25 protein-coding genes, 1 tRNA gene and 1 pseudogene are annotated in these 26,572 nt (G+C 69.7%); 17 read left to right on the top strand and 10 right to left on the bottom strand.

From position 1 onward, the window contains the following. Positions 1 to 15: 15 nt before the first annotated feature. Positions 16 to 690 carry a nucleotide exchange factor GrpE gene (grpE, locus tag NLX94_RS10540; protein WP_254382363.1) on the bottom strand — a complete coding sequence of 225 codons (675 nt, stop codon included), beginning with the start codon at positions 688 to 690 and terminating at the stop codon, positions 16 to 18. Then, a complete protein-coding gene (gene dnaK / locus NLX94_RS10535; RefSeq protein ID WP_254382362.1) occupies positions 690 to 2,540 on the bottom strand; it encodes a molecular chaperone DnaK in 1,851 nt (616 codons plus the stop codon). The genes grpE and dnaK overlap by 1 nt, the downstream gene beginning before the upstream one ends. 251 nt (positions 2,541 to 2,791) lie before the next feature. Between dnaK and NLX94_RS10530 the strand changes: the two genes are divergently transcribed. After that, positions 2,792 to 3,316: a sugar transferase gene (locus NLX94_RS10530; protein WP_254382361.1), complete on the top strand. Its 525-nt coding sequence runs from the start codon at positions 2,792 to 2,794 to the stop codon at positions 3,314 to 3,316. A gap of 110 nt (positions 3,317 to 3,426) precedes the next feature. Continuing rightward, positions 3,427 to 5,871 (top strand): (Fe-S)-binding protein, encoded by a 2,445-nt coding sequence (locus NLX94_RS10525; RefSeq protein ID WP_254382360.1) that lies wholly within the window; start codon positions 3,427 to 3,429, stop codon positions 5,869 to 5,871. Positions 5,872 to 5,943: 72 nt separating this feature from the next. Here NLX94_RS10525 and NLX94_RS10520 read toward each other — a convergent pair whose 3' ends face one another. Further along, positions 5,944 to 6,990 carry a hypothetical protein gene (locus tag NLX94_RS10520; protein WP_254382359.1) on the bottom strand — a complete coding sequence of 349 codons (1,047 nt, stop codon included), beginning with the start codon at positions 6,988 to 6,990 and terminating at the stop codon, positions 5,944 to 5,946. 301 nt (positions 6,991 to 7,291) lie between these two features. Here NLX94_RS10520 and NLX94_RS10515 point away from each other — a divergent pair, with 301 nt between their 5' ends. Further along, positions 7,292 to 8,221, top strand: coding sequence for a Yip1 family protein (locus NLX94_RS10515; RefSeq protein WP_254382358.1), 930 nt, complete (start codon positions 7,292 to 7,294; stop codon positions 8,219 to 8,221). Between the two features lie 66 nt (positions 8,222 to 8,287). Here the strand turns inward: NLX94_RS10515 and NLX94_RS10510 are convergent, their stop codons facing one another. Both NLX94_RS10510 and dcd read right to left on the bottom strand, forming a co-directional pair. Then, positions 8,288 to 8,812, bottom strand: coding sequence for a phosphoribosyltransferase (locus tag NLX94_RS10510; protein WP_254382357.1), 525 nt, complete (start codon positions 8,810 to 8,812; stop codon positions 8,288 to 8,290). Further along, positions 8,809 to 9,396, bottom strand: coding sequence for a dCTP deaminase (gene dcd / locus NLX94_RS10505; RefSeq protein WP_254382356.1), 588 nt, complete (start codon positions 9,394 to 9,396; stop codon positions 8,809 to 8,811). The genes NLX94_RS10510 and dcd overlap by 4 nt, the downstream gene beginning before the upstream one ends. Before the next feature lie 465 nt (positions 9,397 to 9,861). On the opposite strand from dcd, the gene NLX94_RS10500 reads away from it, so the two are divergent. From NLX94_RS10500 to NLX94_RS10475, 6 genes are all read left to right on the top strand, one after another. Then, positions 9,862 to 9,932, top strand: a tRNA-Gly gene (locus tag NLX94_RS10500). A gap of 853 nt (positions 9,933 to 10,785) precedes the next feature. After that, complete coding sequence (locus NLX94_RS10495; protein ID WP_254382355.1) at positions 10,786 to 10,989, top strand: cold-shock protein; 204 nt, start codon at positions 10,786 to 10,788, stop codon at positions 10,987 to 10,989. Between the two features lie 309 nt (positions 10,990 to 11,298). After that, complete coding sequence (locus tag NLX94_RS10490) at positions 11,299 to 12,813, top strand: DEAD/DEAH box helicase (protein ID WP_254382354.1); 1,515 nt, start codon at positions 11,299 to 11,301, stop codon at positions 12,811 to 12,813. 46 nt (positions 12,814 to 12,859) lie between these two features. Further along, positions 12,860 to 13,264 carry a CBS domain-containing protein gene (locus tag NLX94_RS10485; protein ID WP_254382353.1) on the top strand — a complete coding sequence of 135 codons (405 nt, stop codon included), beginning with the start codon at positions 12,860 to 12,862 and terminating at the stop codon, positions 13,262 to 13,264. A 52-nt stretch (positions 13,265 to 13,316) separates the two neighbouring features. Continuing rightward, positions 13,317 to 13,628 carry an SCO5918 family protein gene (locus NLX94_RS10480; RefSeq protein WP_254382352.1) on the top strand — a complete coding sequence of 104 codons (312 nt, stop codon included), beginning with the start codon at positions 13,317 to 13,319 and terminating at the stop codon, positions 13,626 to 13,628. Between the two features lie 575 nt (positions 13,629 to 14,203). Continuing rightward, on the top strand, positions 14,204 to 14,542 hold the full coding sequence (locus NLX94_RS10475) for a MerR family transcriptional regulator (RefSeq protein WP_030726644.1): 339 nt from the start codon (positions 14,204 to 14,206) through the stop codon (positions 14,540 to 14,542). Between the two features lie 124 nt (positions 14,543 to 14,666). Here NLX94_RS10475 and NLX94_RS10470 read toward each other — a convergent pair whose 3' ends face one another. Then, positions 14,667 to 15,338, bottom strand: a complete 672-nt coding sequence (locus NLX94_RS10470; RefSeq protein ID WP_254382424.1) for an HSP18 transcriptional regulator — start codon at positions 15,336 to 15,338, stop codon at positions 14,667 to 14,669. Positions 15,339 to 15,465: 127 nt separating this feature from the next. On the opposite strand from NLX94_RS10470, the gene NLX94_RS10465 reads away from it, so the two are divergent. The 3 genes and pseudogenes from NLX94_RS10465 (at position 15,466) to NLX94_RS10455 (ending at position 16,783) form a co-directional block, all read left to right on the top strand. Next, entirely contained in the window at positions 15,466 to 15,900 is a 435-nt protein-coding gene (locus NLX94_RS10465) for an Hsp20/alpha crystallin family protein (protein ID WP_254382351.1), read from the top strand. Between the two features lie 158 nt (positions 15,901 to 16,058). After that, positions 16,059 to 16,289 (top strand): annotated as a pseudogene (locus NLX94_RS10460) (DUF2267 domain-containing protein); the annotation flags it as partial. A gap of 50 nt (positions 16,290 to 16,339) precedes the next feature. After that, positions 16,340 to 16,783, top strand: a complete 444-nt coding sequence (locus tag NLX94_RS10455) for a DUF2267 domain-containing protein (protein ID WP_254382350.1) — start codon at positions 16,340 to 16,342, stop codon at positions 16,781 to 16,783. A gap of 130 nt (positions 16,784 to 16,913) precedes the next feature. On the opposite strand, the gene NLX94_RS10450 is transcribed toward NLX94_RS10455, so the two are convergent. Next, positions 16,914 to 17,273: a hypothetical protein gene (locus NLX94_RS10450; RefSeq protein ID WP_254382349.1), complete on the bottom strand. Its 360-nt coding sequence runs from the start codon at positions 17,271 to 17,273 to the stop codon at positions 16,914 to 16,916. Between the two features lie 1,070 nt (positions 17,274 to 18,343). Then, positions 18,344 to 19,063, bottom strand: a complete 720-nt coding sequence (locus NLX94_RS10445) for a DUF4232 domain-containing protein (protein ID WP_254382348.1) — start codon at positions 19,061 to 19,063, stop codon at positions 18,344 to 18,346. Between the two features lie 242 nt (positions 19,064 to 19,305). Here NLX94_RS10445 and NLX94_RS10440 point away from each other — a divergent pair, with 242 nt between their 5' ends. Together NLX94_RS10440 and NLX94_RS10435 are read left to right on the top strand one after the other, a co-directional pair. Further along, a complete protein-coding gene (locus tag NLX94_RS10440) occupies positions 19,306 to 20,766 on the top strand; it encodes a helix-turn-helix transcriptional regulator (RefSeq protein WP_254382347.1) in 1,461 nt (486 codons plus the stop codon). 244 nt (positions 20,767 to 21,010) lie between these two features. Then, positions 21,011 to 21,412: a cupredoxin domain-containing protein gene (locus NLX94_RS10435; RefSeq protein ID WP_254382346.1), complete on the top strand. Its 402-nt coding sequence runs from the start codon at positions 21,011 to 21,013 to the stop codon at positions 21,410 to 21,412. Positions 21,413 to 21,545: 133 nt separating this feature from the next. Here the strand turns inward: NLX94_RS10435 and NLX94_RS10430 are convergent, their stop codons facing one another. Next, on the bottom strand, positions 21,546 to 22,577 hold the full coding sequence (locus tag NLX94_RS10430; RefSeq protein WP_254382345.1) for an alcohol dehydrogenase catalytic domain-containing protein: 1,032 nt from the start codon (positions 22,575 to 22,577) through the stop codon (positions 21,546 to 21,548). A 355-nt stretch (positions 22,578 to 22,932) separates the two neighbouring features. Between NLX94_RS10430 and NLX94_RS10425 the strand changes: the two genes are divergently transcribed. Genes NLX94_RS10425 through NLX94_RS10415 form a run of 3 tightly spaced genes read left to right on the top strand, consistent with a single transcriptional unit; the run spans position 22,933 to position 25,214 of the window. Next, positions 22,933 to 23,937, top strand: coding sequence for a thymidylate synthase (locus NLX94_RS10425; protein ID WP_254382344.1), 1,005 nt, complete (start codon positions 22,933 to 22,935; stop codon positions 23,935 to 23,937). Positions 23,938 to 23,949: 12 nt separating this feature from the next. Then, positions 23,950 to 24,696, top strand: a complete 747-nt coding sequence (locus NLX94_RS10420) for a class I SAM-dependent methyltransferase (protein WP_254382343.1) — start codon at positions 23,950 to 23,952, stop codon at positions 24,694 to 24,696. Continuing rightward, positions 24,693 to 25,214, top strand: coding sequence for a nucleoside 2-deoxyribosyltransferase domain-containing protein (locus NLX94_RS10415; RefSeq protein ID WP_254382342.1), 522 nt, complete (start codon positions 24,693 to 24,695; stop codon positions 25,212 to 25,214). Before NLX94_RS10420 ends, NLX94_RS10415 begins: the two co-directional genes overlap by 4 nt. 137 nt (positions 25,215 to 25,351) lie before the next feature. Here NLX94_RS10415 and NLX94_RS10410 read toward each other — a convergent pair whose 3' ends face one another. Further along, positions 25,352 to 26,452, bottom strand: a complete 1,101-nt coding sequence (locus NLX94_RS10410) for a serine hydrolase (RefSeq protein ID WP_254382341.1) — start codon at positions 26,450 to 26,452, stop codon at positions 25,352 to 25,354. Positions 26,453 to 26,572 lie beyond the last annotated feature (120 nt).

Below are 26,572 nucleotides of genomic sequence, written 5' to 3'. Positions count from 1 at the left end.
TCTACTGGTTCAACCTCAGCCGTTGTCGGCTGCATCCGCGTCCTTGTCGGACGGGTCCGACGCAGATTCGGCCTCCGCCGCCTCGGACTTCGGCGCCGCGCCCGGCTGGGGCTCGGCCACCGCGACCCGCGCGGGACGGATCGTACGCTCGCCGATCCGGTACCCCGGCTGCAGGATCGCCACGCAGGTGTCCTCGGTGACGTCCGGCGCGTACGAGTGCATCAGGGCCTCGTGGATCGTCGGGTCGAAGGGCTCGCCCTCCTTGCCGAACTGCTGCAGGCCCATCTTGGCCGCGGCGGTCTCCAGCGATTCGGCCACCGACTTGAAGCCGCCGACCAGCTCGCCATGTTCCCGCGCCCGGCCGATGTCGTCCAGGGTCGGGAGCAGTTCCGTCAGGAGGGACGCGACCGCGATCTCCTTGACGGCGATCCGGTCCCGCTCCACCCGGCGGCGGTAGTTCTGGTACTCCGCCTGGAGCCGCTGGAGGTCCGCGGTGCGCTCGCCGAGCGCGGTACGGGCCTGGTCCAGCTGGGCCAGAAGAGCTACATCTGCTGCTGCGGAGTCCCCGGCCGGGGCCGCGGCCTCCTCCTTGGAGGAAGCTGCGGCCTTCGGCTCGGCGGCCGCGTCGTCAGGCGCGGCGTCGGCGGGGACTTCGGGCTTCTCGTCGAAGCCCGGGGTCTCCTCCGACATCAGGCAGCGCCGCCCTTCGGCTTCTCGTCGTCGACGATCTCGGCGTCGACGACGTCGTCGTTGGCGTCGGCGTGGCCGGCGTCACCGGTCGGCGCGCCACCGGCGGCCTGGGCGCCCTGGGCGTCGGCGTAGATCGCCTGGCCGAGCTTCTGGCTGACGGCACCGAGCTTCTCGGTCGCGGTGCGGATCTCGGCAGCGTCCTCGCCCTTGAGCTTTTCCTTCAGCTCGGCGATGGAGGCCTCGACCTCTTCCTTGACGTCGGCCGGGACCTTGTCCTCGTTGTCCTTGACGAACTTCTCCGTCTGGTAGACGAGGCTCTCGCCCTGGTTGCGGGACTCGGCCGCCTCCTTGCGGCGCAGGTCCTCGTCCGCGTACTGCTCCGCCTCCTGGCGCATGCGGTCGACCTCGTCCTTGCCGAGCGAAGAGCCGCCGGTGACGGTCATCTTCTGCTCCTTGCCAGTGCCCAGGTCCTTGGCAGTGACGTGCATGATGCCGTTCGCGTCGATGTCGAAGGAGACCTCGATCTGCGGGACGCCACGCGGGGCCGGCGGCAGGCCGGTCAGCTCGAACATGCCGAGCTTCTTGTTGTACGCCGCGATCTCGCGCTCGCCCTGGTAGACCTGGATCTGCACGGACGGCTGGTTGTCCTCGGCCGTCGTGAAGATCTCGGACCGCTTGGTCGGGATCGTGGTGTTGCGCTCGATGAGCTTGGTCATGATGCCGCCCTTGGTTTCGATACCCAGGGACAGCGGGGTCACGTCGAGGAGCAGGACGTCCTTGACCTCACCCTTGAGCACGCCCGCCTGGAGGGTCGCGCCGATGGCGACGACCTCGTCCGGGTTGACGCCCTTGTTGGCGTCCTGACCGCCGGTGAGCTCCTTGACGAGCTCGGCGACGGCCGGCATGCGGGTGGAGCCGCCGACCAGGACCACGTGGTCGATCTCGGACAGGTTGATGCCCGCGTCCTTGATGACGTTGTGGAACGGGGTCTTGCAGCGGTCGAGCAGGTCCGCGGTCAGCTGCTGGAACTGCGAGCGCGTGAGCTTCTCGTCCAGGTGCAGCGGGCCCTCGGCGGAAGCCGTGATGTAGGGCAGGTTGATCGAGGTCTCCGTGGAGGAGGACAGCTCGATCTTCGCCTTCTCGGCGGCCTCGCGCAGACGCTGGAGCGCCATCTTGTCCTTGGACAGGTCGACGCCGTGGCCGTTGGCGAACTGCTTCACCAGGTAGTCGACGACGCGCTGGTCCCAGTCGTCACCACCGAGGTGGTTGTCACCGTTGGTGGCCTTCACCTCGACGACGCCGTCGCCGATCTCCAGCAGGGACACGTCGAACGTGCCGCCACCGAGGTCGAAGACGAGAATGGTCTGGTCGTCCTTGTCGAGGCCGTAGGCCAGGGCGGCGGCGGTCGGCTCGTTGACAATACGCAGGACGTTCAGGCCCGCGATCTCGCCGGCCTCCTTCGTCGCCTGGCGCTCGGAGTCGTTGAAGTAGGCCGGGACGGTGATGACCGCGTCCGTGACCTTCTCACCCAGGTACGCCTCGGCGTCGCGCTTCAGCTTCTGCAGGATGAAGGCGCTCATCTGCTGCGGGTTGAAGTCCTTGCCATCCAGGTTGATCTTCCAGTCAGTGCCCATGTGGCGCTTGACGGAGCGGATGGTCCGGTCCACGTTCGTGACCGCCTGGCGCTTGGCGACCTCGCCGACGAGGACCTCGCCGTTCTTGGCGAAGGCGACGACGGACGGCGTGGTCCTGGCGCCCTCGGCGTTGGTGATGACGGTGGGCTCGCCGCCTTCCAGAACGCTGACGACGGAGTTAGTGGTGCCCAGGTCGATGCCGACCGCACGTGCCATTTTGATTCCTCCAGCTGACTTGAGTGGAACAGACTCAAGAGTGCCCCACCACCCTCCGCGTGTCAACAGAGGTGAGTCGAGGGGACTCAACCTTTAGGCTCCCCTTACGCGCAACGTGAGCAGATCCAGCCCCGCCGGCGTTTGAGGCGCAGGGTCCGGGGCTGAGCCCCGGCAACGGCGCCGCACCCGAACGGGGCACCACGGCCGCGCGGCACCCGCACACGGCCGGAGGCGTGCGGCACCGTGCTGGCATGCCTCTGCTGCTACACCTCCCCGCACGGCCGGTGCCATGGCCGTCGGCCAAGCGGGTGCTCGACCTGGCCGGGGCGGTGCTGCTGCTCGGGGTGCTCCTCGTACCGCTGCTGCTGATCGCCGGGCTGCTGTACGTGGCCCCGGGCGCGGGCGCCCTCGTACGCGAGCCCGCGGCGGGCCTGGCCGGGCGGCCCTACCGGGCGTGGCGGTTCCGCGCCGGCAAGGGGCGGGCCGGGGCCGCGCTGGAGCGGTGCGCACTGGACGGACTGCCGCAGCTGCTCAACGTGGTGCGGGGCGAGATGTCGCTGGTCGGGCCGCGACCGCAGCCCGGGGACGACCGCCCAGAGCGGCTCCTCGTACGGCCCGGGATGACCGGGCTGTGGCAGGTGAGCGCGCGCTCGGACCTGCCGTGGGAGGAAATGGACCTGCTGGACCGGCACTATGTGGAGAACCACTGGCTGGGGATGGACCTGGCGATCCTCGCGCGGACCCCGCGGGCGGCCTGGCGGCACAGGCAACCCTGAGCGACGCAGATCACCGCGCGCTCGGCTACATTGCGGCGTCGGGACTGGGTAACCTCAAGCCTTGACTGAATAAGTTACCGCTTAGTAAGTGCCGCCCGAGGAGCCCTCCCATGCAACTCGCCGCGATCATCGTGTCGCTGGTCCTGACCGTGGTCGGCGTCGCGCTGCTCGCCCGAGCCGTGGCGCAGATCTACCGCTTCGTGAAGCTCGGACAGCCCGTACCGGCAGGCAGCCGTACGGACGCCCCGAAAGCCCGAACGCTCACCCTGGTCCGGGAGTTCCTCGGCCACAGCCGGATGAACCGCTGGGGCCTCGTCGGCTTCGCGCACTGGTTCGTCGCGATCGGCTTCCTGACGCTGCCGCCCACGCTGGTGCAGGCGTACGGGCAGCTCTTCCAGGCGGACTGGGTCCTGCCGCTCGTCGGCGGCTTCCTGCCGTTCGAGCTCTACATCGAGTTCATCGGCCTGATGACGGTGGCCGGCATCCTCGTCCTGATGGGGATCCGCCTCGCCTCGCTGCCCTCGCGGGCCGGCCGCAAGTCGCGCTTCGCCGGCTCCAAGGCCTGGCAGGCGTACTTCGTCGAGTACATCATCCTGACCATCGGCCTCGCGATCCTGTGCCTGCGCGGCCTCGAAGGCGCGATCCACCACGTGGACTCGTACGAGCCCGCGTACTTCGTCTCGTACCCGCTGGTGCTGGCCTTCAAGGGCATGTCGCTCGGCGCGCTGCAGAACGCCATCTACTTCACCGCGATGATCAAGATCGGCACCTCGCTGATCTGGATGATCGTCGTCTCGCTGAACACCAACATGGGTGTGGCCTGGCACCGCTTCCTCGGCTTCCCGAACATCTGGTTCAAGCGCAACGCGGACGGCGCGGTCGCGCTGGGCGCGCTCCAGCCCATGACCAGCGGCGGCAAGGTCATCGACTTCGAGGACCCGGGCGAGGACGACGTCTTCGGCGTCTCCCAGGTCGAGCAGTTCTCGTGGAAGGGCATCCTCGACTTCTCCACGTGCACCGAGTGCGGCCGCTGCCAGTCGCAGTGCCCCGCCTGGAACACCGGCAAGCCCCTCTCCCCCAAGCTCCTGATCATGTCGCTGCGCGACCACGCGCACGCCAAGGCCCCGTACCTGCTGGCCGGCGGCGGCAAGGACATGGAGGGCAACGAGAAGGCGACGGCGGAGCAGCTGGCCAACGTCCCGGCCGCGGCCATCGCCGAGGCCGAGCGCCCGCTGATCGGCACCGCCGAGGAGAACGGGGTCATCGACCCCGACGTGCTGTGGTCCTGCACCACGTGCGGCGCGTGCGTCGAGCAGTGCCCGGTGGACATCGAGCACATCGACCACATCGTCGACATGCGGCGCTACCAGGTGATGATCGAGAGCGCGTTCCCGTCGGAGGCGGGCACGATGCTCAAGAACCTGGAGAAGAAGGGCAACCCCTGGGGCCTCGCGAAGAAGCAGCGCGTCGAGTGGACCAAGGAGGTGGACTTCGAGGTCCCGATCATCGGCAAGGACGCGGAGGACCTCTCCGAGTTCGACTACCTGTACTGGGTCGGCTGCGCGGGCGCCCTGGAGGACCGGGCGAAGAAGACCACGAAGGCCTTCGCGGAGCTCCTGAACATCGCGGGCGTCAAGTTCGCGATCATGGGCGGCGACGAGAAGTGCACCGGTGACTCGCCGCGCCGCCTGGGCAACGAGCCGCTGTTCCAGCAGCTCGCGCAGGAGAACGTCGCGATGCTGAACATGGCCTTCGGCGAGGACGACGAGGACGAGTCGACCAAGAAGCCGAAGTCGGCGAAGCGGATCGTCTCCACCTGCCCGCACTGCTTCAACACCATCGCGAACGAGTACCCGCAGCTGGGCGGCGAGTACGAGGTCATCCACCACACGCAGCTGCTCCAGCACCTGATCGACGAGGGCCGGCTCACGCCGGTGACCCCGGTCGACGGGCTGATCACGTACCACGACCCGTGCTACCTGGGCCGGCACAACAAGGTCTACACGCCGCCGCGCGAGATCATGTCGGCCGTGCCGGGCCTGCGCCAGCAGGAGATGCACCGCCACAAGGAGCGGGGCTTCTGCTGCGGCGCCGGTGGCGCGCGGATGTGGATGGAGGAGCGGATCGGCAAGCGGATCAACAACGAGCGCGTCGACGAGGCCCTGTCCCTGAACCCGGACATCGTCTCCACCGCCTGCCCCTTCTGCCTCGTCATGCTCACCGACTCGGTGAACGGCAAGAAGAACGACGGCCAGGCGAAGGAACACGTCACGGTAGTGGACGTGGCGCAGCTGCTGCTGGAATCGGTGAAGACGCCGGAACCTCCGGTGGCGGAGCCGGAGCCGGAACCGGAGCCGGAGGCGGCGGAGGAGCCGGCGGAGGCAGTGGCAGAGGCCGCTGCCGAGGCTGAGGCACCGTCGGCGGAGACCGCGAAGCCGGCCGCCGAGGCCGCGAAGCCGGCCGCCGAGGCCGCGAAGCCGGCCGCCGAGGCCGCGAAGCCGGCCGCCGAGGCGGAGGTCCCGGCGGAGCCGGGGACCGACGCCGAGGCGAAGTAGCCCGCGCAGCAGGAACGCCGGAACGGCCCGCTCCCCTGAGGGGGGCGGGCCGTTCCGCTGTACGGGGTCGGGTCAGGACTGGTCGGACCGGTGGCGGCGCAGCATCGCGAAGCCGAGGCCCGCGGCGCCGACCGCCGCCATGCCCCCGCCGGCGGCGAGCATCAGCGTGCCGTCGCCTTCGGAGGACACCGGCGCGACACCCTCCGCACCGGCCTTGACGCCGCCCTTCGGCACGACCCGCTCGACGGCCGTGTCCACGGCCTTCTTCTCGACCGGCTGGGCGACCGGCTTCTTGCCGCCCTTGTCGCCCTTGTCGACCTGGTACTTCTCGATCAGCTTGCCGGTGCTGAAGTCGTAGACCCAGCTGTTCCCGCCGCTCTTGCCGTCGATGACGACGAACTTCACGCGCTTCCCGTCCTGGACGAGCTTGTACGTCCAGCCGTCGTTCGTCGCGGTCGGGTTCTTCAGGTCGATCGTCCCGAGGAGGTTCCCGTTCGGCATCGAGATCTCGACGCGCTTGCCGTTCGGGCCGTCGATCAGCCGCGCGTTGCGCCCGTCGGGCATGGCGACCTGGAAGGAGTTCTCCTTCTTCTCCACCGGCGGCTTCGGCTTGGGCTTCGGCTTCTCGGCCGGCTTGGTGGCGCCCTCGATCCACGAGGTGACGGTGCCGTTCGGCTGGAGGACGACGTGCATCCCGTTGTTCTGGCCGTAGGCCGGCGAGCCGCCCTTGCTGACCAGGGTGTCCAGCTTGACGCCACCGGCGAAGACGTCGGCCTCGAAGTGACCCTCGCCGATCTTGTAGACCTTGGCGACCGATCCGTCGGCCAGCTTCACGGTCGTGACGTAGGCCCGGACGGACGGCTTCACCGGCGGGGTGGTCGGGGGCGTGGTGGGAGGCGTGGTCGGCGGCGTGGTCGGCGGCGTGGTGGGCGGGACGCTCGGGTCCACCTGGGGCTGCTGCGGGTCCACGGACGGCTGCTCGATGCCCGGCAGGACCTGCTGGTCCGGTACGGCCGGGGAATCGGCGAAGGCGGACCCCACCGGGAGGGCGAGTACGGCGGCCGCACCGGCCACGACGGCGGCGGTACGGAGGGTGGTGCGGCGGTGCGGGCTGCGCATGAGGGGGGCTCTTCTCGTGCTCGTTCGTACTTCGTGGGCGGGGTGGGGCTGCGTCGACACCTACGAAGCTACGGACCCGGTATGTCCGTATTCCGTCGGAGATGTAACGGACATCAGCAGACTGCCGCGCAGCCACGTAACCCGCCCGGGGCCCACCCCGGGCCCACCCCGCCCCCGTCCCCGACCCACCCCGAGAAGGCCCTCCAGGTACCCCCTAGGGGATGTCACAGCTCAGCCGCAAAGGGGGCCTCTTCCCCCGCCCCGGCCACCGGGGCGCCCGGGAGCGGGTACTTTCGATCACGTGGCTGGATTCAGGATCGGACGCGGCCGGGACAACAACCGCACCCCGCAGCAACCCCCGCGGCAGCAGCCGTACGGTCAGCAGCAGGCGCCCCAGGCGCCCGCGCCGTACGGCCAGCAGCCCTACGCACCCCAGCAGTGGCCGCAGCAGGCCGCTCCCGGGGGGCACGGCGAGCCCGAATACTTCGACCCGCACGGCGGACACGGCGGCCAGGCCGGCCAGGGTCAGGGGTACGGCTACGACTACGGCCGTCCCCCCGCCCAGGGCCCCGGCGGCCCGGCCGACTCGCCCGGGTACACCCAGGCCTTCGCCATCGGCGAGGACCCGTACCCGTACAACCAGGGCGCGACCTACCAGGCGGGCGCGGCCCAGGCCGCCGGCCCCACCGGTCCGCGGCTGCCGTGGAAGGACCTGCTCCGGGGCATCGTGACCCGCCCGGGCCCGACCTTCCTGCAGATGCGCGACTACCCCGTCTGGGGACCCGCGCTGATCGTGACCTTCCTCTACGGGATGCTCGCGGTGTTCGGCCTCGACGACGCCCGCAAGGACGTCATCAACGCCACCCTCTCCAAGGCCGTCCCGATCGTCCTCTCGGCGGGCGTCGCCTTCGTGATCTGCGGGCTGATCCTCGGCGCCGTCACGCACACGCTGGCCCGCCAGCTGGGCGGCGACGGCTCGTGGCAGCCCACGGTGGGCCTGTCGATGCTGGTCATGAGCCTGACGGACGTACCGCGCCTGCTCTTCGCCATCTTCCTCGGCGGCGACAACATGCTCGTCCAGATCCTGGGCTGGGCCACCTGGGTGGCGGCCGGGGCGCTCTTCGTCTCCCTGGTCAGCAAATCCCACGACCTGCCGTGGCCGAAGGCCCTGGGCGCATCGGCCATCCAGCTGATCGCCCTGCTGTCGATCATCAAGCTGGGCACGATCTGACCCGTACGCCCGCACAAACGGAGGGGCCCGCCGCGCTGTGCGCGGCGGGCCCCTCCACACTCACCCTCAGGCGTCGAGGACCTGTCCCTCGCGCTTCACGACGGGCGGTTCGACCGACCAGGGGAAGTTGACCCACTCGTCGGTCTTCTTCCACACGTACTCGCACTTCACGAGCGAGTGGGACTTCTCGTAGATCACGGCGGACCGGACCTCGGCGACGTGCCCCAGGCAGAAGTCGTGCACCAGCTTGAGCGTCTTGCCGGTGTCGGCGACGTCGTCGGCGATCAGCACCTTCTTGTCGGTGAAGTCGATCGCCTCGGGGACGGGCGCCAGCATGACCGGCATCTCCAGGGTGGTCCCCACCCCGGTGTAGAACTCGACGTTCACCAGATGGATGTTCTTGCAGTCGAGCGCGTACGCCAGACCGCCCGCGACGAAGACGCCGCCCCTGGCGATGCTCAGGATGATGTCGGGCTCGTAGCCGTCGTCGGCGATGGTCTGCGCCAGCTCGCGCACGGCCCGCCCGAACCCCTGGTAATCGAGGTTCTCGCGCACTGCGCCACCCACTCCGTCGCTCACTCCGTCACTCATGCCTCGTGCCTCACCTGGGTCCGGTGGAAGTTCTGGAAGGACCGCGAGGCCGTCGGGCCGCGCTGGCCCTGGTACCGCGATCCGTACCGCTCGCTCCCGTACGGGAACTCGGCGGGCGAGCTGAGCCGGAACAGGCACAGCTGCCCGATCTTCATGCCCGGCCAGAGCTTGATCGGCAGCGTGGCGAGGTTCGACAGCTCCAGGGTCACGTGCCCGGAGAACCCGGGGTCGATGAACCCGGCGGTCGAATGCGTCACCAGCCCGAGCCGGCCGAGGCTGGACTTCCCCTCCAGTCTGGAGGCAATGTCGTCGGGCAGCGAGATGACCTCGTAGGTCGAGGCGAGGACGAACTCACCCGGGTGGAGGATGAACGCCTCGTCCCCCTCCGGCTCGACCATCCGCGTCAGGTCGCTCTGCTCGGTGGCGGGGTCGATGTGGGCGTAGCGGTGATTCTCGAAGACCCGGAAGAACCGGTCGAGACGTACATCGATGCTGGAGGGCTGCACCATCGACTCGTCGAACGGGTCGATGCGAACCCGTCCGCTGTCGATCTCGGCCCGGATGTCTTTATCAGAGAGAAGCACGTCCCGAGGATACGCAGAGCGCGCGGGCCGCCCCAATCGAGGCGGAATCCCGCGCGCCGGTACCTACCGTTCCCTACCGCTTCAGCGTCGCCGCCACGGGCACCGCGTGCCGCAGCCGCGCACACCGCGGACACCGCAGCAGCCGCCCCGGCCCGATCCGGCCGGCACCGAGGTGCTGCAGCGGAAACGAAGCGGTGCTGAACACGTGCCCTTCGGCACAACGGACGACGGTGTGCTCCATCGAGTCCCTTTCCCCAACCAGCCGTACTGCGATGAATCGCCACATTAGGGGATGAACAAGACCCACTCCAGCCACCACTCCGCACGCACAAGGTACGCCCCAACTCCCGCCCCCACGCCCCCGCATGCACCGCACACGCGACACCACGCCCGGGACGAATTCACCAGGGGTCGATCATGGGGTAGGGTGAGAAACGATAGCGCTCCAGGCAACTGGACCACTGTGCGGATGTAGTTTAATGGTAGAACATGAGCTTCCCAAGCTTATAGCGCGGGTTCGATTCCCGTCATCCGCTCTTGCAAGAAGGCCCAGGTCAGCGACCTGGGCCTTCTTCGTTGTCCAGACCTGCGAGACCCTGATGCGCCCTCCGCGTGCCCCAACTGGCTGGAATGCCCCGCTCGGAGGGCCTGCCGCGCACCACTTGCACCACACGGGCCCACGAGGATCCCGCGTCGCGAGACGCGCTCTCGACGACCTACACCACACCGTCGCTTCCTTCGCGTGAACTCGCTTTCAAAAAAGGGCAGTTGGCCAGAGGGGTTGACTCGGATCCTCGACGGGGCCGCCCAGTCGAGAGGGCACGGCTGGTCCTGCCGTTCACGTGTGGGCCACAGCCGACGCACCGCGCCTTCCCACTGAGGCGGCCGCCACCATCGAGGCCATCGTGCGGGCTGCGCACCATGGCGATGGCGTTCGCATCCGGATCCCGGTGGCAGCCCCGGGCGACCCCGAGACCGTCGTGGAGCACCTGCGAGCTTCTGATCCCTTCGGGAGGGTGCTGCGGGCCCACCCCGCAGGCCCGGCTCACGCCCCTGGACTGCATGTCGCAGCTGTCGGCCGCCCTTACTCGCGAAACGCTCCACTCGAGGGGAATCAATATCTATCGCCGCGGTCGGAGAGTTAATGGACCCCGCAGGGAGAATTTTTCCGCACCGCACGCGATGGAGATATTTAACGCACACAAACCGCTGCAGCGTGCTACTGTCGATCTCGGTTGCAGTTTTGGTACCCAAAAACTTCAAGCGCTCCAGCCGGCCTCCGCGCCACATTCGAGCGCTTCATATTTCCGGTCATTTTCCGGCGGGGCATCATCGCGGCGACACGGCGTCCGTGCGGGTGCTGGTGTAATGCCCCAAAGGAGATATGACATGGCATCTGGCACTGTGAAGTGGTTCAACGCGGCCAAGGGTTTCGGCTTCATCGAGCAGGACGGTGGCGGCGCTGACGTGTTCGCCCACTTCTCGAACATCGCCGCTCAGGGCTTCCGTGAACTGATGGAAGGTCAGAAGGTCACCTTCGACATCGCGCAGGGCCAGAAGGGCCCGACGGCCGAGAACATCGTTCCCGCCTGACCCTGACGCGCATTTCGTAGCTGGGGCCCGCATCCCTCGGGGTGCGGGCCCCAGCTGCACACATTTCCCGCAGCGACGCCACCTGCGGGACGAAAGATTCAGGGTTACAGCGCGCTCGGCGCTTCGCCCCTCGATTTCCCTTTGTTTCGCGTCCATATGACGCCACCCCACCTCAGCACATGTGCCCGTACAGAATCCCTGTAGGCCAGAGGTGCTTTCGCATTCCATTCGGCCCGTTCTTGCGATTCCCCGCGCCACGTTTCTGCTTCGGGAATTCCTTGATATGTGCCGCATCAAGGAAGGTTCTGAATGAACCGCACACGTACGAACGACCGTTCCTCTCGCACCCGCAGCCGCACCGGCGGCCCCGCTTTCGGCGCTGCCGCCGGTTCGGAGCGAGGCAGCCGCTTCGGCTCGTCGGCCCCGAGCCGTTCCGCAGATCCGCGCCGCTCCGGCGGCTCCGGCCGCCGACCCGCCTCGGTCCCAGGCGAGTTCGCCCTGCCGAAGACGATCACACCGGCGCTGCCCGCCGTCGAAGCCTTCGCCGATCTCGGCATGCCGGTCGAGCTTCTGGCCGCCCTCGGCGCGCAGGGCGTGACGGTGCCCTTCCCGATCCAGAGCGCCACCCTGCCCAACACCCTTGCGGGCCGTGATGTGCTCGGCCGCGGGCGCACCGGCTCCGGCAAGACGCTCGCCTTCGGCCTCGCGCTGCTGGCCCGTACCGCCGGGCAGCGCGCCGAGCCCCGCCAGCCGCTCGCCCTCGTTCTCGTCCCGACCCGCGAGCTGGCCCAGCAGGTGACCGACGCCCTCACCCCGTACGCCCGCGCCGTGAAGCTGCGCCTGACCACGGTCGTCGGGGGCATGTCGATCGGCAAGCAGGCCGGCGCGCTGCGCGGAGGCGCGGAGGTCGTCGTGGCTACGCCCGGCCGGTTGAAGGACCTCATCGACCGTGGCGAATGCCGACTGAACCAGGTCGCCATCACCGTCCTCGACGAAGCCGACCAGATGGCCGACATGGGCTTCATGCCGCAGGTCACCGCGCTGCTCGACCAGGTGCGTCCCGAGGGGCAGCGGATGCTGTTCTCCGCCACCCTGGACCGCAACGTCGACCTGCTGGTCCGCCGCTACCTCACCGACCCGGTCGTCCACTCGGTGGACCCCTCGGCCGGTGCGGTGACGACGATGGAACACCACGTGCTGCACGTCCACGGCGCTGACAAGCACCGGACGACGACGGAGATCGCGGCGCGCGAGGGCCGGGTGATGATGTTCCTGGACACCAAGCACGCCGTCGACCGGCTGACCCAGGACCTGCTGAACAGCGGTGTCCGGGCCGCCGCCCTGCACGGCGGGAAGTCGCAGCCCCAGCGCACCCGCACCCTCGCCCAGTTCAAGACCGGACACGTGACCGTGCTGGTCGCGACGAACGTGGCGGCGCGCGGCATCCACGTCGACAACCTCGACCTCGTCGTCAACGTCGACCCGCCGACCGACCCCAAGGACTATCTCCACCGTGGCGGCCGCACCGCCCGCGCCGGCGAGTCCGGCAGCGTCGTCACCCTCGTCACCCCCCATCAGCGCCGCGACGTGATCCGGCTCATGCAGGCCGCCGGCATCACCCCGCAGACCACCCAGGTCCGCGCCGGCGAAGAGGCCCTGAACCGCATCACCGGAGCCCAGGCCCCCTCCGGTATCCCCGTCGTCATCACCGCACCGGTCGTCGCACGCGCCAAGCGCAGCGCGGCCTCCCGGGGGAGGCGTCGGCCCGCTTCGAGCGACCGGCGCGTGAGCGTGCGTCAGTCCGCTTTCGATGCGGCGGCCTGAGAAACACGTGATCAGGAAACTGACCCATCTCTGCAGGAGGCACGTTTTGACGCTGGTCCAGATGCAACCCCGCTCGACGAACGCCAACCCTGTGCACCGGACGGTGGACGACGCGTTGGAGACGGCCGGTCCACAGGTCTGTGACGACATGACGGTCGAGGTGGCCCTGGCCGTCATGGCCAGTGCCCGCGCGGGTCATCTGCTGGTCTGCGACGAGGACGGCCTGTGCACCGGGCTGGTCACCCAGGCCAGGCTCACCGCCGTCCGCGACAGCACGGCGTACACGGACCAGGTCCGTCTCCGCGACCTCCTGGGAGACCCCGGGCCGGTCACCTCGCCCTTGACCACGATGGCCGAAGCCGAGCGCACGATGCGCTACCGCCGGCTCGATGCCCTGACGGTCGTCGACGAGCAGGGCAGCGCTCCGGGCGTCCTCGCCCTTGCCCGCTGAACCGCCTCACCACGGCACGACCGTCCCCTCTTCCTTCTTCCTGTGAGGCAACATGCGCTGTGTCATCGCCCGCTTCCCGTTCGACCTGACCAAGAGCGGCGTCCTGGAGTCGATGAAGGGCATCAAACCCGAGCAGGCCGTCGGCGAATCAGTGATCATCGGGCGCCGCACCTACCCCGTCAAGCAGGTCGGCCAGGTCATCACCCGCCAGGACCGCCGTGACTTCAGCGCCGGTGAAGTCCTCCGGGCCATGACCCAGCTCGGGTTCACCTGCCACGGCCTCCCCCGGGCCTCCGAGCCCACGCGCGGCCTCAGCCCACTCCAGCAGGCTTCCGCGATGCTCGGCATCCCGGTGACCGTCTGACGGACAGGATCGGCGCAAGCCGACACCCGAACAGCGAAGAGGGCCCGACCGGCACGCGCCGGTCGGGCCCTCCCACATGCCGGGGGTTACGCGCGTGTCGGGTATCTGGGCCGACGCGAACGTCCGGCCCTCCTCGGCGGGAACAAAAATCTATGACGGCCGAGGTAGACATTGAGAGGTGACGTAGTTATGGTTTCTCTCGTAGCCCAGAGAGACAGTAAGGCCCGGCAGAGACGAACTGCCGGGCAGCAGTACCCGCAGTTGCAGCTCGTAGTACGTAGTACCCAGCAGTGAAGTCAGTGAGCAGTTGATCACCGAGGGAAGAACGGAGGAGCCGAGCACCATCAGGATCGCCCGGGCGCAGGCCTTGAGCCCGGGTACCGCAGGACATCGATAGTGAGGTGGTCTCCGGTCGAGCAAACGCGATCCCCGCACTCCCGGCAGCGTCTCGGTCGGGTCGGCGGAAACACAGGGTCGGCGCAGTATCAGGGCCGGCAGATGGTGTAGTAGTTCCTTCGGGGCCCTGGTGCCGTACGGCACCAGGGCCCCTCCACGCGTTCCATGAGAGAGGTTCAATGACAGCAGACGACTCGTTCGGCCGTCTCGACGACGACGACTACCCCGCCTACACGATGGGCCGGGCGGCAGACATGCTCGGCACCACGCAGGGATTCCTCCGCGCCCTCGGCGAGGCCCGCCTGATCACCCCGCTCCGCTCCGAGGGCGGCCACCGCCGCTACTCCCGCTACCAGCTGCGCATCGCCGCCCGCGCACGGGAGCTCGTCGACCAGGGCACCCCCATCGAGGCCGCCTGCCGCATCATCATCCTCGAGGACCAGCTCGAGGAGGCACAGCGCATCAACGCCGAGTACCGCCGCGCCGCCGAATCCTCCGCGCCGCCGTCCTCGGCCTGAACCGAGTGTGCCCGTCGGGATCGGCGGGCCTCGGTCGTCGAAAGAGTGCCGTTCGGGCGCGGACGTCTCCGCCAGGTCCCCCCCGGCGTCACAGGTCGACCTCCACGAGAACTGCTCCCGGGAACTAGTCACGTGTGCGCTGGTCGTGGCTGTCCTGTCGGAGCTGGTCGGTGTGGCGGGTCAGGGCGTCGATGCGTGCGGCGAGCTCGGCGTCTTCGGGTCGCAGGTGAGGGCGGGTGTCGGCGAGCGGCCGGACGAGACGGGCGGCGTCGTTGTCGGCGAGGGCCCCGTTCAGGTCGTCGACGGCACCTTGGGCGCTGGCGGGCAGGCCGATGAGGGAGGTCACCTGCCCGGCGAGGCGGCGCAGGTCGGCTGCGTTGTCGCGGGCCCAGGCGGTCACGGTTCGGTCCGCGGCGCGCGTGTCACGGGTGGCCTGGACGCGCTGGTCGCCGGTGCTGCCGGCGGTGCCGGGACGCAGGCGCAGGTAGCGGCGTTCGGCGGCCTGACGGCTGGCGACCCCGAGCGGGCCCGCGAGGTCGGCCCAGCTGGCGCCCTGGCCGCGGGCGGTTTCGATCAGCCCGCTCTCCCAGCCCGCGAGCTGCTCACGGACCTCGCGCAACATCAGCAGTGCGGCCAGAGCCGGATGCGGGCCGGAGCCCGTCGCGGGCACCGCGTTGCCCGCAGGCATGGTCACGTGGGGTCGCTGCGCGTCCTTTACGGCCTGGTCGATGGCCTCCAGCGCCGCCGCGGCGGCCAGGAAGGGGACTGGTGCGGTGGGCTCGGCGGCCTCATTCATGTCACTCTCCGTCGCTGTCATCCTCCAGATGACTCCTTGCTTGTCATCGTTCCGATGACATGTTACAACGGGAGCACGTTGAAGCGCATTGGCAGTTCCTGCCTGAACCAACTGGAGGTGTTTCGCGATGTTGATGCGCACTGACCCGTTCCGCGAGATGGACCGGATCGTCCAGCAGCTGTCCGGCACGTCGGGCACATGGTCGAAGCCGTCCGTGATGCCGATGGACGCCTACCGCCAGGGCGACGCGTACGTGATCGCCTTCGACCTCCCCGGTGTGAGCACCGAGGCGATCGACATCGACGTCGAGCGGAACATGCTGACCGTGAAGGCCGAGCGCCGGCCCGCGGAGAAGTCCGACGGCGTGCAGATGGAGCTCTCCGAGCGGCCGCTCGGCGTGTTCTCCCGCCAGATCATGCTGGCCGACACTCTCGACACCGAGCACATCGAAGCCGACTACGACGCGGGTGTCCTGACCCTGCGGATCCCCATCGCCGAGCGCGCCAAGCCCCGCAAGATCAGCATCGGCGGCGAGTCCGGCCACAAGCAGATCTCCGGCTGACCAGCCCTGCCCCCAGCGGAGGAGGACGGGGAACCGATTCCCCCTCCGGCACCCCGTCCTCCGCCCCCCTCTGCTTCCTCCACCCTCCCCGGAGGTGATGTGATGTCGATGCGCAGGGAAGCCTTTCTGGCCCACGTCCAGGAACGCGGCGAGTAGCAGCCCTGATCCTCCTCAACCCCCTGCAGGCCGCCGAACCGCTCTCGCCCGAACGCTTCGTCCGCGCGACCGCGGCCTGGATCGAAGGCGCCACCGAGAAGACGGCCCTGTGGGACATCGGCGCCGTCCTGTCCACCGTGGCCGCCGCAGCCGGCGACGTCCTCACCCGCGAGATCCTGCTCCAGCTCCCGCCCGGCTACGACCTCCTCTTCGGCCACCCCCAGCCCACCTGACCGCGGCCGCATGAAACCGAACCCTCGAAGAGAAAGGCAACCGCAGCACCATGTACGACCAACCTCGAGCGAACCCGGCCCCGATCGCCATGACGTTCGAGCAGATGCTGGAACGCGTCCGCTACGAGGGCGCCTACCCCACCCTCGAACGCGCCGAAGAAGCCGTACGCACCGTTCTCGGCGCCCTCGGCCGGCAGGTCACCGGAGACGAACGCGTCGACCTCGCACACTGCCTCCCCGTCGAGGCCGCGCTCACCCTAACCGCCCAGATCCCCGCAACCGAACAGCTCACCGGCTGGGGCTTCGTCAAGGACATGGCCACCCGCACCGGCGCCACCCCCGCCACCGCACGCTGGGACACCGGCGCCGTGCTCGCCGTCGTCACCCGCCTCGCCGGCCCCGACCTGCTGGCCCGGATCCTCCGCCGGCTCCCCGGCGGCTACGCCATCCTCTTCGGCCAGGCAGAGCTCCGGCAGGCCCGGACTGCCGCCTGATCCCGCGCTCCGTGACGCCTGCCTCCAGGATTGAGGCGGGTTCGCCGCTCCGTGACAGCCGTGAGGGCCCGACCAAGACCCGCCAGGTCGGGCCCTCACGGCTGCGGCGGGTGCTCGCCGTAGCCGCGAGTCAGCTGTCGGAGTAGCTGAAGTCGCCCACGGTCCAGGCGCTGACGTCCTCGATCGAGATGCGGTACATCCCGCCCGTCTCCGGGATGCCCACGGTTCCCTGCAGGATCCGCGCCACATGGAAGTGCAGATGCGTGGGCGGCCCCTCGTGGGGTGTCGTGGCAGTGAAGATGGCGGCGAACTCGCCCAGGCGGGCGGAATCCCTCAGCACCTCCGACACCCGCTCCCTCCATACGGCTTCGGGGGCGAGCCGGCCGGTGATGACAGCACCACCGGTGACCACGGTCAGGGACATCTGGTTGCTCTGCCCGGACTCCACCAGGGCGGCGACGTTCACGAGCAGCTCGTCAGGCTTCGACATGAAGGCCGATTCTATTGCCCGCCCTGCCCTGGCTGCCCGCGCAGTCATGCAGGCCGCGTTCGAACCCGATTACCTCCTCGTCGAACACGCGAAAATCTGTAGCGGCCGGAGTAGACATTTGATTGTGGCGTGGCTATGGTTTCTCTCGTAGCCGAGATCGAGCAAGGCCCGGAGAGACGAACTGCCGGGCATCAGTACACGCAGTGCGTAGGACGGTGCGGTGGTGGAGTTCCGAAGCCATGGTTGTTGCACGACGGCGACGGGACTGGCGACCGGACCGGGCGGCCCGCAGTGATCAGGGGCTGCCGCGAGCAGTACCGCAGTTGACGCAGTGGCAGTTCAGTAAGTGCAGTTCGCAGTACCAGCAGTGGAGTCAGTGAGCAGTACCTCGGTAAAGGCGTCGGCTGCGGGCGCGCGTACCGGGACGTTCGGCAGTGGGGTTCCAAGCCAGAGCAGACGCAGGATGGGCGACGGGGCTGGCTGCCGAAGAGCGGCGCTGCCCCAGGCCGCCGAGCAGTTCGCATCACCAGCAGTACGCAGTCCCCTTTTGGCAAGTGATCGGTTCCATCAGAGGGAAGAACGGAGGAGTTGACCGCCATCAGGATCGCCCGGGCCGAAGGGCTGAGCCCGGGTACCGCAGGACATCGATAGTGAGGTGGTCTCCGGTCAAGCAACCGCGATCCCCGCGCCCCCGACAGCAAGCAGGTCAGGTCCGCGGAAACAGCAGGCCGACGCAGTACTGGGGTCGGCAGATGGTGTAGCAGTTCCTTCGGGGCCCTAGTGCCGGACGGCACTAGGGCCCCTCAACGCGTTCCACACGAGAAGTGCGATGACAGCGCCGGCGCCCTCGTCGTTGAACCGGTCATCACCGGCGGCCAGGTACCGGAAGGAATGCGTGCTCCCACTCGGCACCTCGACCGCAGACGGGGTGGAGGGCGCGCCCATCCTCGGCACTGAAGGGATGGCTCGCCTCCCGGCGCCGCCACGCCGGGGACGGGCGTCCCCGTGTGCCGCGCTCCGTAGTCGAAATGATGCAGGCCATCACTGTCCGTCTCAGCGTGGTAGTCCGTTCAGAAGGCGTTCAGCGCTTCGCGGGCGTTGGTGCGGTACAGGCCGACCTTCGGGTTGGCGACGCTGCCCGGCTTGGCCAGCTGGAGGCTGACGCCGTCCGCGTTCGGCATGTGCTCCTTGTCGGCCAGGATGTTGACCTCGTCGGCCAGGGGGCCGTTGGCGCCCGACGGGTTGAGGTCCACGGCCGCGTACGCGGTGGCGCCGGGGCGCACCGGGTACGCCGGGGCGCCGCCCAGTCCGCCGGGGGCAGTGGCCTGGATACCGAGCGCACTGCCCTTGGCGCTGAAGCCGACGGTGGGGAAGTAGTCCAGACCGCAGGAGGTGGAACCGTTGTTGGTCACGGTGATGACGCGGACGGTGGCCGGAGTGCCCTTCGGGGAAGTGACCTTGACGGTCAGCTGGCGCGCCGAGCAGGGGTGGGTGTAGGCGTAGGAGTCACCGGTGGTGTCCCCCGTGGCCTTGCCGCCCGAACCGGCCTTCGCCGGGGTGACGGTGGCCGCGCCGTTTCCCGTGACCTTGCCGGCGGACGGGGCGGCGGAGGCGCCTTCCCCGGACGGCGTCACGGTCCCGGTCGAGACCGGCTTGTCCGCGCTCTTGGTCGCGGCGGGGTTCGCGGTCGGCCCACCGGCGCTGTCCGAGCCGCCGCAGGCGGTCAGGGCCAGAGCGAGGCCGGCGGTGGCGGTGGCCAGGGCGATGGTGCGGAGTCGGTAGGTGCGCATGGGGAACTCTCCGTGTCGGTGCGGTCGTCAGACGGAGGCTTCCGCTTCCCGCCTGACGAGACGTTGGGTGGGGCTGCTGTGCCGGTCGGCGGACCGACGGGCTGATGACGCAACTGTGGGGCCGGTTTTGTCCCAGTGGCGTCCGGACCGGGATAGTAGGAACCCTGTAACGCTCCCGACCCCTTTCACCTGGGCAATCGGGTGAGCCTGGAACGTGCTTCCGGGATGAGGGGGAGGGTGGAATGGCCACGGAGACGGAGCGGTTCGCGGAGCTGATGCGCGAATTCAAAGAGCGCTCGGGACGCAGCTACGGCACTCTCGCGAAGCGTCTGCACTCCAGCAACTCGACGCTGCACCGCTACTGCAGCGGCGCGGCCGTGCCCACGGAGTACGCCCCGGTGGAGCGGTTCGCCCGAGTCTGCGGTGCGTCGGCCGAGGAACTGCTCGCGCTGCACCAGCAGTGGCTGCTGGCGTTGGTGGAGCGGCGACGGGGGGTGACGGAGGGGCAGGCCCCGGGTTCGGGGGCGGCGGACTCCGCGGCGCCCCGGGACGGTGACGCCGCACCGGCGGTGCCGCCCGCATCGGCGGTGGTGGTGGCTGGAGAGGTCGGGGAGGCTTCGGAGGTCCGGCCTCAGGCGGAGACCGGCCCCGCGCCGGCACCGGCGGAGGCCCCCGCCCCCGCCCAGGCCCCCGCACCGGTAACGGAGGCCCCCGCACACGCCCCCGACGCCCTTGTCCAGACGGGCACCGCCCGGGCCTCCGTACTCGGGGCCCGGCGGCCTCGGCTGCTGCTCGCCGTTGCGGCAGCCGTGGCCACCGCCGCGGTGGCGGGGACCGCCGCAGCCGTCTCCGCCATGGGAGATGCGGGGAACGGGGGCACGCGCCACGGTGCCGTCCAGTCGTCCTCGCACGAGCGGGCGGAGGCGGGCCCGGCCCTGCCCTCCGGCGGGTCGTCGTCGCCCACGCCCACAGCCGATCCCGCGCCCCCGTCCAGCCCCGGGCCCTCGTCTCCCTCGGCACCCTCCGCGTCCCCCTCGGCAACGTCGACCTCTCACGCCACCGCCGAGGAAGGCGCCTCCCCCACGGCCCCGTTCACGGTCAACGTCCTGCCCGACAACTGGGACAGCCCCTGCGACCAGTGGTTCGCCCTGGACAAGGCACCCGGCACGGTCCCCCCGCCCCCCGCCGGGCAGGCGACCGAAGGGTGGGCCCGGGCCCTGAACGCCGTCCCGGCGGGGCACCTGCGCATGGAGCTGACCGTCCACGGCACCGAGGGCAAGCCCGCGGTCCTGCACGCGCTGTACGTCCATGTCGTGAGCGCCCGCAAGGCTCCCGGCTGGAACGCGTACACCATGGGCTCCGGTTGCGGCGGCACGCTGGTGCCGGCGTCCTTCGCCGTGAACCTGGACGACGCCTCCCCGAGGGCCAGGCCCGTACCCGGCAAGGAGGGCGAGCGGCCGACGGCCTCGACCGACTTCCCGTACAAGGTCTCCGCCACCGACCCCCAGGTGCTGAACATCGACGCCGCCACACTCGGTCAGGACGTCAGCTGGTACCTGGAGCTGGCCTGGAGCAGTGGCGACCGCCAGGGCACCACCCGCATCGACGACCACGGCCGCCCCTTCCGCACGGTCGCCCAGAACGCCGGCCGCAGCTACTGGTACAACGCGAACAACAACGCCTGGCTGCCGTACACGGATTGAAAGCCCCATTGCACCGGGTCCGAAAAGCGGCCGCGGTCCGGACACGCGATCGAGTCTCCGCTACGAAATGCCCCGGTAGCGGGGGCCTGGGACAATGGAGGGGAGCGGCTCAGGTCCGAACGGGAGCCTTCCGTTCCCGAGCCGACACCAGCTGCGGCGCCGCCCTGCCCTGGCACATCTGCGGGGCCGAGGCCCGGCTCGGGGGAGCCATCAAGCCCATCACGGATCCATGAGAGGGGTGGCCATGTCGCTCACCCGTTCCCGCCTCATTCGCAACCGCACGCGGGGAGCAGCGGTCGGCGCCGCCTGCGCCCTGTTCGCCATCGTCGGCGTCACGAGCACCAGCGCCGCGCCCCTGTCCCCACCCGTCGGCACGTCGACCGTGACGGTCGAGGGTACGGAAGTTCGCATCAAGGACTTCAAATTCATCCCTGCGGACGTCAAGGTAGCCGCCGGCGCAAAGGTCACCGTGATCAACGAGGACTCTGCTCCGCACACCTTGACCGCCACCGAGGGCTACGCCTTCGACACCGGCACGATCGAAGGCGGCGCGTCCGGCACCTTCACTGCACCGTCCAAGCCCGGCAGCTACTCCTTCTACTGCTCCGTCCACCCGGACATGAAGGGGACACTCGTCGTCAGCTGACCGCTCTTGAACGAAGCCCCAGGTCAGCGACCTGGGGCTTCGTCGTTGTCTGGGCTCTCTACTCCTGCCGTGGCCTCTCCGTGCACCAACTCACCGGAAATCACTGGCCCGAGGCGTTCACCGGAGGCTGCCTTCAGGGAGTGACGACCAGGCGGCCCGTGACCTCGCCGGCGGCGAGGCGGGCCAGGGCCTCGTTGACCTGGGCCAGGGGGTACTCGGCTTCCACGTGCCCGCGGATGAGACCGTCTTCGGCCATCCGCATCACGGTGTGGGCGTCGGCGAGGGTGGCGCCCACGGAACCGCGGATCTCGGATTCCCGTACGACCACGTCGAGGACGTCGAGGGTCGCGGGCTTGCCCGTGTAGCCGACCAGGACGACGCGGCCGCGGGTTCCCGTCATGCGTACGGCCTGGCCGGGGGTGTGCGCGTTGCCGACCGTGTCGACCACCACGTCGCAGCCCGCCCCCTCCGTCGCATCGTGGACGGCGGCGACCGGGTCGACCGCCAGCGGGTCGACCACGGCGTGGGCCCCGTACCGGCGGGCCTGTTCCCTGCTCGGGGCGTGGGGGTCGACGGCGATGACGCGGGCTCCGTCGGCGACGGCGACCTGGACGACGGCGAGACCGACCCCGCCGGCGCCGATGACCGTGAGGGTTTCGCCGGGGGCGGTGCGGGCGACGGAGCGGACGACGCGGACGGCGGTCGTTCCCGAGCAGCCGAGGACGGCGGCCTCGGCGAAGGAGACCGTGTCCGCGATCGGCACGAGGGAGCGGGCGCCGGCCAGGTAGTACTCGCAGAGTCCGCCGTCGGAGTCGAAGCCGACCTTGGCCGCGGGGGCCGGGCAGAGGTTCTCCGAGCCGTCCGCGCACCACGTGCAGTGGCCGCAGCCCTCGTAGTAGTAGGCGAGGACCCGGTCGCCCGGAGCCGCCGTGACGCCCGGTCCGATCTCGGCGATCTCGCCGGCGATCTCATGCCCCAGGACGATGGGCAGCGGTGGGGTGACGGCGGAGCCGTCGGCCAGGTGGAGGTCCGTGTGGCACAGCCCGGCCGCCAGGACCCGGATCAGGACCTGCCCGGGACCGGGGACGGGCCGGGCCCTGGTTTCGATTTCGAGGGGCTTGCCCAGGGCTCGGAGCACCGCTGCCGACATCTCACCACTGGCCATCGGGACCTCCAGGAACCGCCCGTCGAGGGTTCGACGGCCTCCGGCGCAAGATCGTCACACAGTCACAGCACCGTCAATGCCGGATACCGGCTCCACATAGTCGAATTGACGTTTCTCTCGCTCTTGACCTGCGGTGATGCCGTGCGTCCGGATCAGCAGTTCACCCGATGGGCGGGCGGTACCCGACGTATCGGGCTGGGGCCCGGTTCTGCCATCCGGGCTACTCGATCGCCTCTGACCTGCGGTTCTTCCTGTTGGTCCATGGAGGTACGGATCCTGTCGGACGGGAAGGCCGGGGCCGGAGGCCAGTACGTTCCGGCGGAGTGGATCATCCTCGTCGGCAGAGAGCGACCCCGTGGACTTCGAAACCTTTCACCAGGCCTACCCGCGCATGCTGCGGTCGCTGATCGAGGAGCCCGCGTACCGCAATGCTCCGCGCGGCTACGCCAGCCGCGAGCAGCTCGGCGTCCGGTTCCGGCTCGCTCGGGCGGACCAGCGGGTGCCCCTCGTCCCTGCCCGGCGCCTGAACATCGTCTTCAACTTCGCCGAGGCCCTGTGGTACTTGGCCGGGCGGGACGACCTGGACTTCATCGCGTACTACGCGCCCAGTATCCGCAAGTACTCCGCCGACGGGCGCCGGTTGACGGGAACCGCCTACGGACGTGCCCTGTTCGGGGCCTCCGAGGGCAGGCCCGACCAGTGGCCGGCCGTCGTGGAGACGCTCCGGGAGGATCCGGACTCCAAGCGGGCCGTCATCCAGATCTTCCGCGGCGAGGAACTCCAGGTCGCGGGGAATCCGGACGTCTCCTGCACCCTCGGCCTGCAGTTCCTGCTGCGCGAGGGCGCCCTGCACGGCGTGGGGTTCATGCGGGCCAACGACGTCTACCGCGGCATGACCAGCGACGTCTTCTCCTTCACCTTCCTCCAGGAGATGCTCGCCCGCGAACTCGGCGTCCCCCTCGGCTCGTACGTCCACCAGGTCGGCTCCCTGCACCTCTACGACCCCGACCACGTCCGGGCCCTGGAGGTCCTCGCCGATCCGGCCGCCGACGAGCCCCCGGCCCGGGACTTCCCCTCCATGCCGGAGGGCGACAACTGGCCCTACGTACGCGAGGTGCTGGCCGTGGAGGAGCAGCTGCGCACCGGCCGGCACCGGCTCGCGGCCGATCCGCGCACCCACGGGCTGCCCGAGTACTGGACCCAGGTGCTGGTCCTCTTCGAAATCCACCGCCGCATCCGCAGCAAGGAACACGTCGGCGAGGAGCGGCTGGCGCTCCTGTGGCCGCTCTACCGCCGGCTGGTCGAAGAGCGCTGGCCGAGCATCTCCCCCGCACCCGCACCCGTCCCCGTCGCAGGCTGAAAGGCTCCCGCCATGACGACCAGCACCCACTGGCAGTCCACCCCTTCGATCGCCGACGGCTTCGACGCCTACGACGACCTCCCCGAGCGCCTCATCGGCTACCCGGCCGTCTTCAGCGCCCTCGGCATCGGCGGCCCTGCCGTACGGACGGTCCTGGACTACGGCTGCGGCCCCGGCAAGGTCGCCACCCGCGTCACCGAATCCTGCGCCGACGTCCGGGTCGTGGCCGCCGACATCTCCCCCCGCATGCTGGAGATCGGCCAGACCCTGCGTCCGCACCCCCGCATCGACTACCGGCAGATCGACAGCGGCAAACTGGCCTTCCTCGCCGACGACTCGATCGACGCGGCCATGTCCTGCTACGTCTTCATCAACGTCGGCGAAGTACCGGTCCTGCACGAGATCGCCGCCGAGGTCCACCGCGTCCTGCGCCCAGGCGGGCGCTACGCGGTCCTCGACACCAACCCGGCCACCACGGGCGTCCGTTTCTCCACCTTCCGCAGCGGCGAACCCGGCCGTACCTACGCCCCCGGCGAGCGCCGCCAGGTCCTCCTCGACCAGCCCGGCGGCCGTGAGCCCCTGGAACTCATCGACCACCACTGGCCCCGCCAGACCTACCTCGACGTCCTGACCGGGGCCGGCTTCATCGACCTGACCGTCGAGGAACCCCTCCTCACCGAACCCTCGGCCCTGCCCGGACCGGACCCGGCCGAGACCGCCCAACCGCCGTTCCACATCGTCACGGGAGTCAAGCAGTGACCACCACGACCGCAGCCCCCACCGCCACCGCAGCCGTCCAGCAGACCCGCAGCGTCTTCCTCGGCGGCCCCTTCAAGGCCCTCGTCGACGCGGACGGCGCCATGAACACCGAGGCCCGCACCCGCTTCGAGACGCTCATCGAACGTCTGGAGGCCGAGGACTACCAGGTCTACAACGCCCACCGCCGCGAGTCCTGGGGCGCGAAGTTCCTCACCCCCGACGAGTGCACCCGCCTGGACTACGACGAGATCTCCGCGAGCACGGTCTTCGTCGCCTTCCCCGGCCACCCCGCCTCCCCCGGCACCCACATCGAGATCGGCTGGGCCTCGGCCCTCGGCAAGCCGATCGTCCTCCTCCTCGAAGACGGAGTGGACTACGCCTTCCTCGTCCGCGGCCTCCACACGGTCGCCGACGTCACCTACCTCACCATCGGCGACACGGAATCCCTCGCCGAGGAAGTCATCGCCACCGTGAACCGGCTGGCCCGGAACGGCGCGGAGGCCGGAGCGGGCGTCTGACCGATCCCGGTGTCCAACGAACTGTGCCCCGGCCGCCTCTCGCGACCGGGGCACAGCATTGCGTTCGGCAGGCCGCCGCCGACTCCAAGTCCCCTCACGGGGCGCCGCATTGGCTCATGGACGGCTGCGCCGGGAGGCTAGCGGCGCTTGGTGCACAGGGCTGCGTCCACTGCGCCTTGGAGGTGGCGCAGGCTTTCGCCTTCGGCTGCCCAGGTAGTGGTGTAGACGGTCACGGTGCCGCGGCCTGACGTGGCACGGCCTCCGGCCACGGAGTTGCCGGGCAGGTCGCCGCCGTGGCCCCAGTAGACGCCGCCGCAGCTGAGGGGGATCGAGGCGATGCCGTAGCCGTAGCGGCTGCCCGCCGGGTAGACGTCGCGGCCGCCGACCGCGGTGGTGTCCCGGGTCATCTGGCGGACCGCCCAGCCGGGCAGGATGCGGCCGCCGAACAGTCCGTCCCAGAAGGCGTTGAGGTCCTCGGGCGTGGAGACGAGGCCGCCGGAGGCGCCGAACTCGTACCCGGGAAGCTCGGTCAGATCCATCCGGCCGGCCTCCGGGGCGGCCGGATGGATGCCGTAGTTGCGGGCGTGCGGTCCGCGCAGGGACAGCTCGCCGGGCGCAGGCCAGTAGGTGTCGTCCAGGTGCAGCGGGCGCAGGATCGTGCGCTCGATGTACGTGCGGAAGCCGACCCCCGACGCCTTGTCGATCACCATGCCGAGCGCGAGGTAGTTGGTGTTGGAGTAGCCCCAGCCGGTGCCGGGCTCGAAGCCGGGCTCCTCCTTGAGCGCGAGGGCCAGGTAGTCCTCGGGCGTACCGGGCCGGGTCCAGTCGACCAGCGCGGTGTACTCCGGCAGCCCGCTGGTCTGCTTGAGCAACTGCCTGATCGTGATCGTGTGCCCGGAGAGCTGGGGCACGTACCGGCCGGCGCGGTCGTCGAGCCGTATCCGCCCGTCCGCCACCAGGCGCATCACCGCTGCCGCGGTGAACGCCTTGGTGTTGCTGGCCAGCCGGATCCGTCCCCGCTCGTCGACCATCGGCCGGCCCGAGTCGAGGTCCGCGACACCGGCGGTACGCGTCGTCCGGCCGTCGTAGGCCAAGGCGCCCGGGACCTTGTCGGCGTCGACGAGCAGGTCCAACTGCCGCTGCACGGGGTCGATCGGTCGGGCCGCCGCCGCGGGAACGAACGCTCCGACGGTTGTTGCGGCGAGCAGTACTGCGGTGGCGATGCGCTTGCGGTACATGTGTCTTCCCCCGGTCGTGACCCGGCCCGTACGGGCCGCTCGGTCGCTTGGGTACGACTCTTCCAGGGCGTGGACGCAAGATCATTGCGCCCGCCCCCCGAACGGGCGGGCGGCCACCCC

The organism is Streptomyces sp. TBY4, from assembly GCF_024213195.1.
Taxonomy (GTDB): Bacteria; Actinomycetota; Actinomycetes; order Streptomycetales; family Streptomycetaceae; genus Streptomyces.
This window is presented reverse-complemented; position numbering and strand designations above follow the sequence as displayed.

Excerpts from the sequence above, each read along its gene's own strand:
- NLX94_RS10465 (WP_254382351.1), top strand. The coding sequence starts at position 15,466 with ATGTTGATGCGCACTGACCCGTTCCGCGAGATGGACCGGATCGTCCAG.
- NLX94_RS10435 (WP_254382346.1), top strand. The coding sequence starts at position 21,011 with ATGTCGCTCACCCGTTCCCGCCTCATTCGCAACCGCACGCGGGGAGCA.
- NLX94_RS10470 (WP_254382424.1), bottom strand. The coding sequence starts at position 15,338 with ATGAATGAGGCCGCCGAGCCCACCGCACCAGTCCCCTTCCTGGCCGCC.
- NLX94_RS10510 (WP_254382357.1), bottom strand. The coding sequence starts at position 8,812 with ATGAGTGACGGAGTGAGCGACGGAGTGGGTGGCGCAGTGCGCGAGAAC.
- NLX94_RS10495 (WP_254382355.1), top strand. The coding sequence starts at position 10,786 with ATGGCATCTGGCACTGTGAAGTGGTTCAACGCGGCCAAGGGTTTCGGC.
- NLX94_RS10445 (WP_254382348.1), bottom strand. The coding sequence starts at position 19,063 with ATGCGCACCTACCGACTCCGCACCATCGCCCTGGCCACCGCCACCGCC.
- grpE (WP_254382363.1), bottom strand. The coding sequence starts at position 690 with ATGTCGGAGGAGACCCCGGGCTTCGACGAGAAGCCCGAAGTCCCCGCC.
- NLX94_RS10410 (WP_254382341.1), bottom strand. The coding sequence starts at position 26,452 with ATGTACCGCAAGCGCATCGCCACCGCAGTACTGCTCGCCGCAACAACC.
- NLX94_RS10530 (WP_254382361.1), top strand. The coding sequence starts at position 2,792 with ATGCCTCTGCTGCTACACCTCCCCGCACGGCCGGTGCCATGGCCGTCG.
- NLX94_RS10420 (WP_254382343.1), top strand. The coding sequence starts at position 23,950 with ATGACGACCAGCACCCACTGGCAGTCCACCCCTTCGATCGCCGACGGC.
- dnaK (WP_254382362.1), bottom strand. The coding sequence starts at position 2,540 with ATGGCACGTGCGGTCGGCATCGACCTGGGCACCACTAACTCCGTCGTC.
- NLX94_RS10440 (WP_254382347.1), top strand. The coding sequence starts at position 19,306 with ATGGCCACGGAGACGGAGCGGTTCGCGGAGCTGATGCGCGAATTCAAA.
- NLX94_RS10490 (WP_254382354.1), top strand. The coding sequence starts at position 11,299 with ATGAACCGCACACGTACGAACGACCGTTCCTCTCGCACCCGCAGCCGC.
- NLX94_RS10475 (WP_030726644.1), top strand. The coding sequence starts at position 14,204 with ATGACAGCAGACGACTCGTTCGGCCGTCTCGACGACGACGACTACCCC.
- NLX94_RS10520 (WP_254382359.1), bottom strand. The coding sequence starts at position 6,990 with ATGCGCAGCCCGCACCGCCGCACCACCCTCCGTACCGCCGCCGTCGTG.
- NLX94_RS10480 (WP_254382352.1), top strand. The coding sequence starts at position 13,317 with ATGCGCTGTGTCATCGCCCGCTTCCCGTTCGACCTGACCAAGAGCGGC.
- NLX94_RS10455 (WP_254382350.1), top strand. The coding sequence starts at position 16,340 with ATGTACGACCAACCTCGAGCGAACCCGGCCCCGATCGCCATGACGTTC.
- NLX94_RS10525 (WP_254382360.1), top strand. The coding sequence starts at position 3,427 with ATGCAACTCGCCGCGATCATCGTGTCGCTGGTCCTGACCGTGGTCGGC.
- NLX94_RS10430 (WP_254382345.1), bottom strand. The coding sequence starts at position 22,577 with ATGGCCAGTGGTGAGATGTCGGCAGCGGTGCTCCGAGCCCTGGGCAAG.
- NLX94_RS10450 (WP_254382349.1), bottom strand. The coding sequence starts at position 17,273 with ATGTCGAAGCCTGACGAGCTGCTCGTGAACGTCGCCGCCCTGGTGGAG.